The 13,520-nt window shown below is 66.9% G+C and carries 13 protein-coding genes and 1 riboswitch; of the genes, 8 read left to right on the forward strand and 5 right to left on the reverse strand.

What is annotated here, in order from left to right; translation table 11 throughout:
- Positions 1–87: 87 nt before the first annotated feature.
- The 4 genes from QZ755_RS13300 to crtY form a co-directional block, all read right to left on the reverse strand.
- Positions 88–1,014, reverse strand: a complete 927-nt coding sequence (locus QZ755_RS13300) for a phytoene/squalene synthase family protein (protein ID WP_294323697.1) — start codon at positions 1,012–1,014, stop codon at positions 88–90.
- Positions 1,011–1,592 (reverse strand): TIGR00730 family Rossman fold protein, encoded by a 582-nt coding sequence (locus tag QZ755_RS13305; protein WP_294323699.1) that lies wholly within the window; start codon positions 1,590–1,592, stop codon positions 1,011–1,013. Before QZ755_RS13305 ends, QZ755_RS13300 begins: the two co-directional genes overlap by 4 nt.
- Positions 1,593–1,840: 248 nt before the next feature.
- Positions 1,841–3,319, reverse strand: a complete 1,479-nt coding sequence (locus tag QZ755_RS13310) for a phytoene desaturase (protein ID WP_294323701.1) — start codon at positions 3,317–3,319, stop codon at positions 1,841–1,843.
- On the reverse strand, positions 3,316–4,479 hold the full coding sequence (gene crtY / locus QZ755_RS13315; protein WP_294323703.1) for a lycopene beta-cyclase CrtY: 1,164 nt from the start codon (positions 4,477–4,479) through the stop codon (positions 3,316–3,318). Before crtY ends, QZ755_RS13310 begins: the two co-directional genes overlap by 4 nt.
- Positions 4,480–4,585: 106 nt before the next feature.
- Here crtY and QZ755_RS13320 point away from each other — a divergent pair, with 106 nt between their 5' ends.
- The 5 genes from QZ755_RS13320 (at position 4,586) to QZ755_RS13340 (ending at position 9,080) form a co-directional block, all read left to right on the forward strand.
- Positions 4,586–5,389, forward strand: coding sequence for a sterol desaturase family protein (locus QZ755_RS13320; RefSeq protein ID WP_294323705.1), 804 nt, complete (start codon positions 4,586–4,588; stop codon positions 5,387–5,389).
- Entirely contained in the window at positions 5,319–5,744 is a 426-nt protein-coding gene (locus QZ755_RS13325; RefSeq protein WP_294323708.1) for a DUF2141 domain-containing protein, read from the forward strand. Before QZ755_RS13320 ends, QZ755_RS13325 begins: the two co-directional genes overlap by 71 nt.
- A gap of 68 nt (positions 5,745–5,812) precedes the next feature.
- The gene (locus QZ755_RS13330; protein WP_294323713.1) at positions 5,813–6,682 is read left to right on the forward strand and encodes a MipA/OmpV family protein; all 870 of its coding nucleotides are present in this window, start codon (positions 5,813–5,815) and stop codon (positions 6,680–6,682) included.
- Positions 6,683–6,798: 116 nt separating this feature from the next.
- On the forward strand, positions 6,799–7,410 hold the full coding sequence (locus QZ755_RS13335) for an OB-fold-containig protein (protein ID WP_294323715.1): 612 nt from the start codon (positions 6,799–6,801) through the stop codon (positions 7,408–7,410).
- Positions 7,407–9,080 carry a flotillin domain-containing protein gene (locus tag QZ755_RS13340; protein ID WP_294323717.1) on the forward strand — a complete coding sequence of 558 codons (1,674 nt, stop codon included), beginning with the start codon at positions 7,407–7,409 and terminating at the stop codon, positions 9,078–9,080. Before QZ755_RS13335 ends, QZ755_RS13340 begins: the two co-directional genes overlap by 4 nt.
- A 56-nt stretch (positions 9,081–9,136) precedes the next feature.
- On the opposite strand, the gene QZ755_RS13345 is transcribed toward QZ755_RS13340, so the two are convergent.
- Positions 9,137–9,364 (reverse strand): zinc-finger domain-containing protein, encoded by a 228-nt coding sequence (locus tag QZ755_RS13345; RefSeq protein WP_242414999.1) that lies wholly within the window; start codon positions 9,362–9,364, stop codon positions 9,137–9,139.
- Between the two features lie 82 nt (positions 9,365–9,446).
- Here QZ755_RS13345 and QZ755_RS13350 point away from each other — a divergent pair, with 82 nt between their 5' ends.
- The 3 genes from QZ755_RS13350 to thiC all read left to right on the forward strand — a co-directional run.
- The gene (locus QZ755_RS13350) at positions 9,447–10,382 is read left to right on the forward strand and encodes an ABC transporter ATP-binding protein (protein WP_294323719.1); all 936 of its coding nucleotides are present in this window, start codon (positions 9,447–9,449) and stop codon (positions 10,380–10,382) included.
- Between the two features lie 237 nt (positions 10,383–10,619).
- Entirely contained in the window at positions 10,620–11,690 is a 1,071-nt protein-coding gene (dinB, locus tag QZ755_RS13355; RefSeq protein WP_294323724.1) for a DNA polymerase IV, read from the forward strand.
- Positions 11,691–11,875: 185 nt separating this feature from the next.
- Positions 11,876–11,985, forward strand: a riboswitch (TPP riboswitch).
- Positions 11,986–12,012: 27 nt separating this feature from the next.
- The coding region (gene thiC, locus QZ755_RS13360) for a phosphomethylpyrimidine synthase ThiC (RefSeq protein ID WP_294323730.1) at positions 12,013–13,520 on the forward strand (1,508 nt) is incomplete at its 3' end.

A 13,520-nucleotide genomic window follows, 5' to 3' on the forward strand; every position in this document is an offset into this window, starting at 1 on the left:
CGTATCGAAGGACCGCCAAGGGTGCTTCGATACGGGTCTTCGATAAGCTCGGCCCCTTCTCGGCATGAACGGTTCGGCCGGAGTGGATCAGGCCGCCCGCGTCCACAGCACCGGATCGCGCGGGGTGTCCGGCACGGGGCGCCACCGCGCCGCCACGAACGCGCGGGCGATCGCGGCGATCTTTTCCCCCTTCGACGTCGTCTGCCGCTTGTCCCACGCGGCGGGGCCGGCGGCCGCGACCTTGCGTGCGATCCCGCCATAGATGTCGGCCGCGGCCAGCACCGCCCATGCCGAACGCCACGGCAGCCGCGCCGCACCGACGCGCGCGCTGTCCTCATGCAGCGCCGCCCGCGCCGCCATGCGCCGGGTGAGGACCGAAATCCGATCGGGCGTCGCCATCGGGTCGGCGGGATCGATGCCCTGTTCGTGCAGCCAGTCGCGCGGCAGGTAGCAGCGCCCGACCCCGGCATCCTCGCCCACGTCGCGCGCGATATTGGCCAGCTGAAACGCCAGGCCCAGGTCGCACGCCCGGTCGAGCGTGTCCGTGTCCTGTGCCGGCACCCCCATCACCACCGCCATCAGCCCGCCGACCGCGCCCGCGACGTGATAGCAATATTGGTACAGGTCCTGCTCGGTCACCGGTTGCCAGCCATCGGCGTCCAGCTGGAACCCGTCCAGAACGTCATCGATCAGCGACGCCGGCAGCGCGACATCGGCGGCGACCGCGCCCAGCGCGTCGAACGCCGGGTTGCCGGTGGGCTTGCCCGCCAGCGCCTGTGCCGACCACATCCGCATCAGCAGCAACCGGTCCTGCACATCGTCGACCCGCTTCATGCCATGGCCCAGCTCCTGTCCATCGGCCATGTCGTCGCAGGCGCGGCACCAGGCATAGAGCAGCCACGCCCGTTCCCGCGTTACCGGATCGAACAGCTTGCTGGCCGCCGCGAAACTCTTCGAGCCACGCGCGATCGTGTCGCGGGCATATGCGACCAGTTCGGCGCGCGAATCGATCAAAGGTCGCTGGCGGCCATATGGATGATCGCCTGCACCGGCTTGTGCGCGGCCATCTTTTCCAGCAGCACGTCCAGCGTATCCGCGACCAGCAGGATGTCGCGGTGCATCGGGCGCATGAACCCGACCTCCGCCATCTTCGCGACGAACGCGATCAGATGGTCGTAGAACCCGGCGGTGTTGAGCAGCCCGACCGGCTTGGCGTGATAGCCAAGCTGTGCCCAGCTCATCGCCTCCCACAATTCGTCCATCGTGCCGGTGCCGCCGGGGATGGTGACGAAGCCGTCGGACAGGTCGGTAAACGCCTTTTTGCGCTGGTGCATGGTGTCGACGACATGGAGTTCGGTGAGGCCGCGATGCGCCGCCTCCGCCTTGACCAGCGCGGTCGGGATGACGCCGATCACCTCGCCGCCCGCCTCGATCGCGCCATCGGCGACCGCGCCCATCAGCCCGAGCTTGCCACCGCCATAGACGACGCCGATGCCCCGTTCGGCCATTGCCCGCCCCACGGCGCGGGCGGAGTCGATATAAACTGGGTCGGCGGGGGTCGCGGACCCGCAATAGATGGCTAGGCGCTTCATGGCGCCGGGGTTAGGCGATTGGGGGAGGGGGAGCAAGCGGGGGCTTTCCCGGCCCTAACCTGTCCACCCTTCCTCTTCCTCTCCCCCCGTTCGGTTCGAGCAGCTTCGAGCTTGTCGAGAAGCGTCCGTCGAGAACTCGGTCGTTTGGGGCAACCCCTTCTCGACTTCGGTTCTCGACAAGCTCGAATCTCCGCTCGAAGCAAACGGGGTGGGTGGGGCTTTGGTTTAGTGTCGGTGGAGTAAGGGCTTCAGTCCTCACCCCCCAGCATCAGCCCCGCCGTCGCCTTCGCACTCCCCACGACCCCCGGAATCCCGGCGCCCGGATGCGTGCCCGCCCCGACCACATACAGGTTCGCAATATCGTCGTCGCGGTTGTGCGCCCGGAAATACGCGCTCTGCGTCAGGATCGGTTCCAGCGAAAAGGCCGATCCCTGATAGGCGTTCAAGTCGTGGGTGAAGTCGCTGGGCATATAGCTGAACTTCGTCACGATCCGTTCGTGGATGTCGGGGATCAGCCGCCGGCCCACCTCGTCCAGAATGCGCTTTTCGAGGATCGGGCCGATCTGGTCCCAATCGACCGGGAACTTGCCCGTGTGCGGCACCGGGCACAGCGCATAGAAGGTCGAATGCCCCTCCGGCGCCATCGACGGATCGGTGACGGTCGGATGGTGGAGATAAAGCGAGAAATCCTCGCTCAGCACGCCATGGTCGTAGATGTCGGCGAGCAACCCCTTATAGCGCGGGCCGAACAGGATCATGTGGTGCGGGATGCCCGGCCACGTGCCCTTGATGCCGAAATGGACGACGAACAGCGATGGCGAGAAGCGCTTCTTCTCCAGCTTCTGTGCCCGGCGCTGGGCGCTGCGCGATCCGGACAACAGGTCGCGATAGCTGTGGACGATGTCGGCATTGGTCGCGACCATGTCGGCGCCGACCACCACGCCCCCCCTGGTCGTAACGCCCGTCGCACGGTCGCCCAGCGTGTCGATGCTCTTGACCGGATCGCCGAGCATCAGCGTGCCGCCCAGCTTCTCGAACAGGCGCACCATGCCGGCGACCAGCTTGTTGGTGCCGCCTTGCGCGAACCACACGCCGCCGTCGCGTTCCAGCTTGTGGATCAGCGCATAGATGCTGCTGGTCTTCATCGGATCGCCGCCGACCAGCAGAGTGTGGAACGACAATGCCTGGCGCAGCTTGTCGTTCTTCACGAACGACGACACGATCGAATAGACCGATCGCCACGCCTGATATTTCGCCAGCGCCGGCGCGGCCTTGATCATCGATGCGAAGTCGAGGAACGGCACGTGCCCCAGCTTCACATAGCCTTCCTCATACACCCCCGCCGAATATTCGAGGAAGCGGGCGTATCCGGCCAGGTCGCCCGGATCGAGCTTGGCGATTTCGGAGCGCAGCAGCGTGTCGTCGTTGGTATAGTCGAAATTCGTGCCGTCGGGCCAGTTCAGCCGGTAGAAGGGCGACACCGGTTCCAGCGTCACGTCCTCGCGCATGTCGCGGCCGGTCAAGGCCCATAATTCCTGCAACGCCTCGGGGGCGGTGATGACGGTCGGGCCGGCGTCAAAGACGAAGCCGTCGCGCTCCCAGTAATAGGCGCGGCCACCGGGCTTGTCGCGGCCCTCGACCAACGTCGTCTGCACGCCCGCCGACTGCAGTCGGATGGCAAGCGCGAGGCCGCCAAACCCTGCGCCGATAACGACTGCCGTCTTCACCCCTGTCTCCCCATCAACGCCTGTACCGCGCGCCCGATCGGCACCGGCGGCTTGCCGATCAACACCCGAGCCTGATCGACCCATGTCGACCTGCCCGCATAGAAGCGTCCGATCAGCCCCGCGTCCAGCCGGTAGAAGCGTTCGAGCACGCGGTAGCGTTCCACCGGGTCCGCCGCGCGGAACAACATTGTCGCGAGCATTCGGTAGAAGCCGCGCTTCTTCCACAGCGTGGCCGCGAAATCATGCGTCAGCGTGTGGAGCGCGCCCCCCGACCAGTCGGCGCTGTCGGCGACCAGCTGCGCAAGGCGCACCGCATCGGGCAGCGAATAGCCGGTCAGCGGATGGAACAGCCCGGCGCGCATCCCGCCCTTCGCCACGCGGTTGCCGCCCGAACGCCAATATTCCTCGAAATCGCCGCCCATCGCGACCGGCAGCACGCCGGTTTCGCTGCGTCCGACGGTCGCCGCGTCCCAGCCCTTTGCCGCGGCATAGGCGGCGATGCGCGCCGCTAGCACCTGCGTGTCGAGGTCGGGGGTGTCGCTGTAATAGGTATCCTCGACGAACAGCGTCGAGGCATCGAACGGCAGCGTGTAGAGAAAGCGATAGCCGTCGAGCTGTTCGACCGACCCGTCCATCACGATCGGGCGCTCGACGCCATGGGGATAGGCGGTGTGCAGCTCCATCCCCATGAATTTCTGCCAGCCGAGATCGAGCAGCGACAGGTCGCCGGGGCCGCGACAGTCGATCACCCCCTGCGCCTCCACCCGGTCGCCGTCCGCCAGCACGACGGCGGTCGGGCTGGCCCCCAGCACCCGAGCCGATGCCATCAGCGCCTCTGCGGGCAGGGTATCGCGCAGCACCGTGTCGAGCCGTTCCGACGTGATCGAATAATAGGTGGTGTCGAGCGTGCGGCTGTGCGCGGGAAAGGCGATGTCGTAGCCGCGCCAGCCATGGGCGACCAGCGGCGCCACCAATGCCCGCTGCTCGGTCGCCACGTCGCTGCCGAAGAACGACCAGACATGGTTGCCACCGAACTGCGCGGCCCCTTCGATCAGGCGGATTCGCGCATCGGGCCGCCGCTTCGCCGCCGCCAGCGCGACCAGCGCGCCGGACAATCCCCCGCCGACGATGGCGAGGTCGCATTGATGAATGGTTGGCATCGCCCCGCCCTAGGGGAGCGAAGTCCCGGTAGCAACGGCGGAAACTCCTCCCCGTGCCGGGGAGGAATTTCTGTCATCCCCGCCCACAATCCGCTAAGCCCCGCCCATGTCGATCCCGCTGGCTATCCTGTTGTCCGCCGTGGCGATGACGCTGATCGTGGGCGTGCGCTATCTGCTCGCCTCGGCCGGCTTCGCCTTTGCGACCCGCGTGCGGCATCCCGGCCTCTATCGCGGCCTCGATCCGCAGATCGCCAAGGAAATCCGCTGGTCCCTGCTGTCCGCCGCGATCTACGGCATTCCGGCCGGCATCGTCGCCTGGGGGTGGCAGCATCGCGGCTGGACGCAGATTTACGCGGACGTCCACGCCTGGCCGCTCTGGTATCTGCCGCTGTCGGTGCTGCTCTATCTCTTCGCGCACGACACCTGGTTCTACTGGACCCATCGCTGGATGCACCGGCCGAAATGGTTCCGGATCGCCCATGCCGTCCACCATGCCAGCCGCCCGCCGACCGCATGGGCGGCGATGGCGTTCCACCCGATCGAGGCGCTGACCGGCGCTGTGGTAATTCCGCTACTGGTATTCGCCATTCCAATTCACCTCGGCGCACTCGCCTTGGTGCTGACGATCATGACGGTTATGGGCGTCACCAACCATATGGGCTGGGAAATGTTCCCGAGATTCATGTGGGCGGGGCGATTGGGCGGCTGGCTGATTACCGCCAGCCATCATCAGAGGCATCATGAACGCTATGGCTGCAATTTCGGGCTCTATTTCCGCTTCTGGGACCGGTTGTGCGGCACCGATGGCGGCCTTGGCGACTTCGAGAAAGAGCGCGCGCGTGCGGCGCGTCGCGCTGGCGGTGCTGGCGCTGGCCACGTTGCCCGGCGCGATGCCGACCGGCACGCTTGACGTCCGGATCAGCGACCTGCGTTCGACCAAGGGGGTGATCCGCCTCTGCCTGACCGCCGATCCCAAGAATTTCCCCGGCTGCACCGACGATCGCAACGCTGTCACCCGCACCTTTGCCGCCGGCACGCCCGGCGTTCGCATCGCCGGGCTGGGCCGCGGCGACTATGCCGTGTCGGTGATCCACGACGAAAACAACAATGCAAAGCTGGACACCTTTGCCGGCATCCCGCGCGAAGGCTTCGGCTTTTCGCGAAATCCGGCAATCCGCTTCGGCCCACCCAAGTTCAGCGCGGCGGAGTTCCCGCTGGCAGGTGATGTAACCATGCAACAGGTACGGATTCGCTATCTGCTCTAGTAGAAGTTGCGGACCAAAGTCGGCGGGATAGCGTTACGCGGCTGTAATATTTTCTCGGAGCCACGCCCTTGCGCGCCATTCTCGCCGCCGTCCTGACCGCTGCCGCCTTTGCCTCGCCCGCCCTTGCGCAGGACGCTGCCGGGCCGACGGTGCCCGCATCCGCCGTTCCCAACGACGATACCGGTGGCGATTTCTACGTCGTCGGCCTCGGCGCCGCCGTGCTGCCGGACTATGAAGGGTCGGACGACTACAGCTTCTCGCCGGTGCCGGCCGCGACCGGCCGCGTATCGGGGTTCAACTTCCTGGTGGCCGGCAATCGCGCCAGCGTCGACCTGATCCGTGACGGCGTCGGCCCGACCTGGGATTTCCAGGCAGGCCCGATCGCGGTCATCAACCTCAACCGCAACTCGACCAAGGGCATCGATGATGCGCAGGTTCGGGCATTGGGCAAGGTCGGCACCGCGATCGAACTGGGCGGCTATGTCGGCATCGGCAAGACCGGGGTCATCACCTCGCAGTTCGACCGCCTGTCGGCCTCGCTCAGCTATCGCAAGGACGTGGCCGGCGGCCACGGCTCGACCGTCCTCGCCCCGACCGTCACCTATGTCACGCCGCTGAGCCTGAAGGCGATCGCCGGCATCTTCGTGTCGGGCGAGCGGGTCGGCGAAGGCTATGCCGACAATTATTTCTCGATCACGCAGGCCCAGTCGCTGGCCAGCGGCCTGCCCGTCTATAACGCGCGGGGCGGGTGGAAGAACTGGACGGTCGGTGCGATCGGCGGCCGGTCGATCAGCGGCGACCTGCGCTCGGGCTGGCAGCTGTTCGGCACCGTCGTCTATCGCAAGCTGCTGAACGACTTCGCCGACAGCCCGATCGTCGCGCGCAACGGGTCGAGCAACCAGTGGCTGGGCGCGGTCGGCGTCGCCTACAGCTTCTGACGCTATCGATGGCTGTCGTGCGGCGGGATCGGTCCTGATCCCGCAATCCTGCGCCGGTAACGGTTGACCCCCGGCGTCCACCCGTTACTCTCCTGCAACAACAGGGGAGCCGGGGGATGATGGAGCTTTTCATCGCACCGGAGGCGGTCGTTTTCACGGCGGCATGGGTGTTGATGCTGCTGATCGGCGCGATTGAGGCGGTGGGGCTGGGCAGCAGCGGCCTCGATCTCGATCTGGATCTCGATTCCGGGCTGCTCGACTGGCTCGGCATCGGGCGCGTACCGTTGCTGGTGCTGCTGGTCGCCTTCCTCGCAGTGTTCGGCGGCGTCGGACTTGCCGGACAGCAGGTCGCACAGGCGACGACCGGCGCGCTGGTGTCGCCATGGATCGCCGTCCCCGCCGCCTTGGTCGCGGCGCTCCCCCTTACCTCCGCCGTTGCCCGGCTGCTCGCCCGCCTGTTGCCGCGCGATGAAACGACCGCGTTCGCGATCGACGATCTGGTCGGGCGTACCGGCATCGTCACCATCGGCCGCGCCGCTGCCGGATCGCCCGCGCGCACCCGCGTCCTCGATCCCCATGGCCAGCCGCATCACGTGCTGGTCGAACCCAACGACCCCGCCGACAGCTTCGTGGAGGGCGACACCGTGCTGCTCGTCCGGCGCGAAGGCCCGTCGTTCCGTGCGATCCTGCACAGCTCCCCTCGCCTCACCGACTGGATGGAAATATGACCGACATCGTGCCTGCCGGCCTCAGCGCCGTCCTGATCTATGCCGGCGTGCCGCTGCTCGCGCTGATCGTCATCGGCATCGTCATGGCCCGCCTCTACAAGCGCGCGTCGAAGGAGATCGCGTTCGTCCGCACCGGTTTCGGCGGGGAAAAGGTCGTGATGAACGGCGGCGCGCTGGTGCTGCCGGTGCTGCACGAAACCATGCCGGTCAACATGAACACCGTGCGGCTGGCGGTGGAACGGCGCAACGGCGACGCGCTCATCACGCTCGACCGGTTGCGGATCGACGTGCGCGCCGAATTCTACGTCCGCGTGCGGCCGGATCGCGAGGCGCTGGCCACCGCCGCCCAGACGCTGGGCCAGCGCACCATGCACCCGGAGGCGCTGAAGGAACTGGTCGAGGGCAAGTTCGTCGACGCGCTCCGCTCGGTCGCCGCCGGCATGACCATGAACCAGCTCCACGAACAGCGCAGCGAATTCGTGCAGAAGGTGCAGCAGGTCTCCTCCGCCGACCTGGCGATGAACGGGCTGGAGCTGGAAAGCGTCTCGCTGACCGGGCTGGACCAGACGTCGATCGAGCATTTCAACGCCAATAACGCCTTCGACGCAGAGGGTCTGACCAAGCTGACCGAGCAGATTGAATTGCGCAAGAAGACCCGCAACGACATCGAACAGGATACGCGGGTCCAGATCGAGGCAAAGAATCTCGAGGCGTCGCGCACCTCCTTCACCATCGCCCGCGATGCGGAGTTTGCCCGGCTGGAGCAGGAGCGCGAGCTGGAGGTGCGCCGCGCCGAACAGGCCAGCGAGATTTCGCGTCAGCAGACCGATCGCCAGCGCGAGGCCGATCAGGCACGCATCGCCGCCAAGCAGCAGACCGACGCCGCGCAGATCGAGGCCGACCGCGCGATCCAGGAAGCCCGCATCGCGCAGGAACAGGCCCTCGCCATCGCCCGGCAGGAACAGCAGATCGCGGTCCAGAACAAGAGCCGCCAGGAAAGCCAGGCCAAGGCTGAGGCGGATCAGGCGCGCGCCGAGGCAGTCGCTGCCGAGGAACGCGTCAGCACCGCGCGCGAAACCGAGGTGGCGGAGCGCCAGAAGCGCATCGAACTGATCGACGCCGCGCGCGAGGCCGAACGCGCCGCGATCGCGATCAAGGTACAGGCCGAGGCGGAGGCACAGGCCGCCGCCGACCGTGCCGCTGCGCTGCGCGCCGCTGCCGAGGGTGAGGCGGAGGCCGAAAAGCTGCGCGCCGACGCCAGTCGCGTCCGCTTCGAGGTGGAGGCGGCGGGCCAGCGCGCGGTCAACGAAGCGGCGAACCTGTTGTCGAACGAACAGGTGTCGCTGCAAACCCGCCTCGCGCTGCTCAACGTCCTGCCCGAACTGGTGCGTGAGGCGGCCAGGCCGATGGAGGCGATCGACAGCATTCGCATCGTGCAGGTCGATGGCCTGGGCGGCGCATCGGGCGGCACCGCCACGGCGGGCACTGCATCGACCGGCGGCGGCGGCAATGACGGCAACCTTGCCAACGCCGCCGTCAGCGCCGCGCTACGCTACCGCGCACAGGCGCCGGTCATCGACGGGTTGATGAAGGAACTGGGCTTCGACAGCGCGACGCTGGACGGGTTGGTCAAGGGCGCCACGAGCGAACCGGCGGCACCGGTCGAATAGGCGCGCCGCCGCACCCGGATGGCGGCGGGGGCGGTGTCACGCCGGCGATCCGGTCGTCAGCGCCCGGCGCCGTCCCCGTGATCCTTCAGCTGGCTGTGGTCCGCACCATCGGCGGGGCCACCGATCAGCACGAAGCGCCGGTCGCAATAGCCGCAATCGACATAGCCCGTCTCGTCGATCTGCAGCCACACGCGCGGATGGCCCAGTGCAGGGGCGATGTCGCCGGCACCGTCGCAGGCGACGCGGGGGGTGGTGACGCGGAGGAGTTCGGGCGGAGGCAGCATGGCGCAAGCGAATAGCAATCGCTTCGTCGCTCGACAAGTCGATGCTTCCCTTGGGGGCGTCACGGGCGTATCGGCCAATCCCATGGAAACCCAAGCCGCCATTTCGATCCGCGACCTGTGCAAGACCTATGCAGCGGGGAAGGGCGGGGCGCCTGCCAAGGTCGCATTGGACGGCGTGTCGTTCGACGTGCCGCGTGGGACGATCTTCGGGCTGCTGGGGCCGAACGGCGCGGGCAAGTCGACGCTCATCAACACGCTTGCCGGCCTCGTGAACAAGACCAGCGGCTCCGCGTCGATCTGGGGCTTCGACATCGACCGGCATCCGCGCAACGCCAAGGCGTCGATCGGCATCGTCAATCAGGAAATCCTGTTCGACCCGTTCTTCACCCCCGCCGAGACACTGGAAATCCAGGCGGGTCTCTACGGCGTGCCCAAGGCGCAGCGCCGCACCATGGACCTGCTCCGCGCGGTGCATCTGGAGGACAAGGCCAACGCCTATGCCCGGACGCTGTCGGGCGGCATGAAGCGGCGGCTGATGGTCGCCAAGGCGATGGTCCATTCGCCCCCCGTCCTCGTCCTCGACGAACCGACCGCCGGCGTCGACATCCAATTGCGCAACCAGCTGTGGGACTATGTCCGCGAACTCAACGCCGACGGCGTGACGGTGGTGCTGACGACGCACTATCTGGAGGAGGCGGAACAGCTCTGCGACCGCATCGCCATCATCAACCATGGCCGCGTCGTCGCCAACCAACCGACGCGCGAACTGGTCGGCATGGCGCAGGAAAAGGCGGTCGAACTGACGCTGGACCGCGATGTGGCGGACCTGCCCGATGCCGGCTGCTTCGAAAAGGTCGAGCGCAAGGGCGACCGGCTGCTCGCGATCACCTATCGCAAGGACGTGGCGAACGCCGGTGAGGTGCTCGCGGCGGTGGCGGCGCAGGGGTACGGCATCGTCGACGTGGTGACGCGCGAGGCCGATCTGGAAGACGTGTTCCTGAACCTGACGAACAGCTGACCTTCATCCCGGTACTCGCTTACCCCAACACCGGGCGTACCCCGGCGAAGGCCGGGGTCCAGTTACGGAACGCTCGTTCGTAGCCAGTAGCGTCCCCCCAACTGGACCCCGGCGTCCGCCGGGGTGCGGGTAAATAAGAGAACAGGCCCCATCCCAACCGTACCCCCGCCTGCGCGGGGTACGGCAGCGGTAGCCATTCGCCTTTTGTTCTTGCGCAGGCCATTGTAAACCGGCGCAATGTCGGACCCCATCCGCAAGATCATCCATGTCGACATGGACGCCTTCTTCGCGTCGGTCGAACAGCGCGATGCGCCCGAGCTGAAGGGCAAGCCGGTCGCGGTCGGCGGGTCGAGCGGGCGCGGGGTGGTCGCCGCCGCTTCCTACGAAGCGCGCGTGTTCGGCGTGCGCTCCGCCATGCCCTCGGTCACCGCCATCCGCCGCTGCCCCAACCTGATCTTCGTCCGCCCCCGCTTCGAGGTGTACAAGGCGGTCAGCGGCCAGATCCGCGCCATCTTCCACGACTATACCGATCTGGTCGAACCGCTGTCGCTCGACGAAGCCTATCTCGACGTCACCGCCAACCGTCGCGGCCTGCCCAGCGCCACCGCGACGGCCGAGGAAATCCGCGCCCGCATCCTCGAGGTCACCGGCCTCACCGCATCGGCCGGGATCAGCTACAACAAGTTCCTCGCGAAGCTCGCCTCCGACATGAACAAACCCAATGGACAGTTCGTCATCCCCGTAAAGGCCGGCCCGCGCGTCGTCGCATCGCTGCCGGTCGGCAAGTTCCACGGCATCGGCCCCAAGACGGTCGAACGCATGGAGGCGCTCGGCATCCGCACCGGCGCCGACCTCGCCGCCTGGGACCTTCCCGCGCTGCAACGCACCTTCGGCAAGGCGGGCAGCTGGTATCACGGCATCGCCCGTGCCGAGGACCACCGCCCGGTCCGCCCCAACCGCGTGCGCAAATCGTCGGGCTCCGAAACCACCTTCCACACCGACCTGACCGACCCGGAGGCGATCGAGGAACGCGTGCTGGCGATGGCCGACGACGTCTGGGACTGGGTCGAAAAGACCGGGCAGCATGGCCGCACCGTCACGGTAAAGGCGAAATATGCCGATTTCCGCATCGTCACCCGCAGCCGCACGCTGAGTGCCCCCGTCGCCGACCGCGCGACGCTGCACGCCACCGCCCGCAGCCTGATCGCGACGCTCTACCCCTTGCGCATGGGGTTGCGGCTGGTGGGCGTGACGATGGCCGGCTTCGGCGGGGGCGAGGGGCCGAGCGGCCAGCTCGACCTGTTGTAGCGGCAGGGCGGCACCCCAACCGACCATCGTCATTCCGGCGAAGGCCGGAATCCATTGTGTCGGGTGTTCTCAATTTTCCCGCGCCATCGCCCCATCCATGGATTCCGGCCTCCGCCGGAATGACGGCGGGTCGTGGCGGGCCACCCACCAACACTTTGACGCCCACTGCCAATCCGCCTACAACCACCCCGTCCCCGGGGGAGCGTTCCGTCACGCTTGAGAGGAAGGCCGCAGCCTTTGACCCGCTGAACCTGATCCGGCTGACACCGGCGTAGGGAGGGAGCGGTCAGACAAGTCCCGCCCCCTCCGCATGGAGTGGAATATGGCAGACATCCCCGCAAAGACCGAAATCGGCGTTACCACCGGCCCGATCCGTGGCAGCCGCAAGATTCACGTCGGCCCGCTGAACGTCGCGATGCGCGCGATCGACCTCGACCCGTCGTCCGGCGAACCGCCGCTCAACGTCTATGACACGTCCGGCCCGTACACCGACCCCAATGCCCGCATCGACATCATGGCCGGCCTGCCCCAACTGCGCCGCGACTGGATTCGCGCGCGCGGCGATGTCGAGGAATATGACGCCCGCGAACTCCGCCCCGAAGATAACGGCCAGCTCGGCCCCGACCGCTCGGGCGGCGTCCAGCCCTTCCCGGGCGTCGTCAAGCGCCCGCTGCGCGCGAAGGCCGGCGCAAACGTCAGCCAGATGCACTATGCCCGCCGCGGCATCATCACCCCCGAGATGGAATATGTCGCGACCCGCGAAAATCTCGGCCGCGAGATGCTGCGCGAGTATGTTCGGGACGGCGAGAGCTTCGGCGCGGCGATCCCCGATTACGTGACCCCCGAATTCGTCCGCGACGAAGTGGCGCGCGGCCGGGCGATCATCCCCAACAACATCAACCACCCCGAAACCGAACCGATGGCGATCGGCCGCAATTTCCTGGTCAAGATCAACGCGAATATCGGCAACAGCGCGGTCGCGTCGAACGTCGCCGCCGAAGTCGACAAGCTCGTCTGGTCGATCCGCTGGGGCGCCGACACGGTCATGGACCTGTCGACCGGCCGCAACATCCACGACACCCGCGAATGGATTCTCCGCAACTCGCCGGTCCCGATCGGCACCGTGCCGATCTACCAGGCGCTGGAAAAGGTCGGCGGCATCGCCGAGGAACTGACCTGGGACATCTTCCGCGACACGCTGATCGAACAGGCCGAACAGGGGGTGGATTACTTCACCATCCATGCCGGCGTCCGCCTGCCCTATATTCCGATGACCGCCAAGCGCGTGACCGGCATCGTCTCGCGCGGCGGGTCGATCATGGCCAAATGGTGCCTCGCCCATCACCGCGAATCGTTCCTCTACGAACATTTCGACGAGATCACGGAGATCATGAAGGCGTATGACATCGCCTATTCGCTGGGCGATGGTCTCCGCCCCGGTTCGATCGCCGACGCCAATGACGAAGCGCAGTTCAGCGAGCTGTTCACGCTGGGCGAACTGACCCACCGTGCGTGGGCGCAGGACGTGCAGGTCATGATCGAAGGCCCCGGCCACGTGCCGATGCACAAGATCAAGGAGAATATGGAAAAGCAGCTGCAGGTCTGTGGCGAAGCGCCTTTCTATACCCTCGGGCCGCTCACCACCGACATCGCGCCCGGCTACGACCATATCACCAGCGGCATTGGTGCTGCGATGATCGGCTGGTACGGCACGGCGATGCTCTGCTACGTCACGCCCAAGGAGCATCTGGGCCTGCCCGACCGCGACGACGTGAAGGTCGGCGTGGTGACCTACAAGCTCGCCGCCCACGCCGCCGATCTGGCCAAGGG

It is taken from the genome of uncultured Sphingomonas sp. (assembly GCF_913776855.1).
Classification (GTDB): domain Bacteria; phylum Pseudomonadota; class Alphaproteobacteria; order Sphingomonadales; family Sphingomonadaceae; genus Sphingomonas.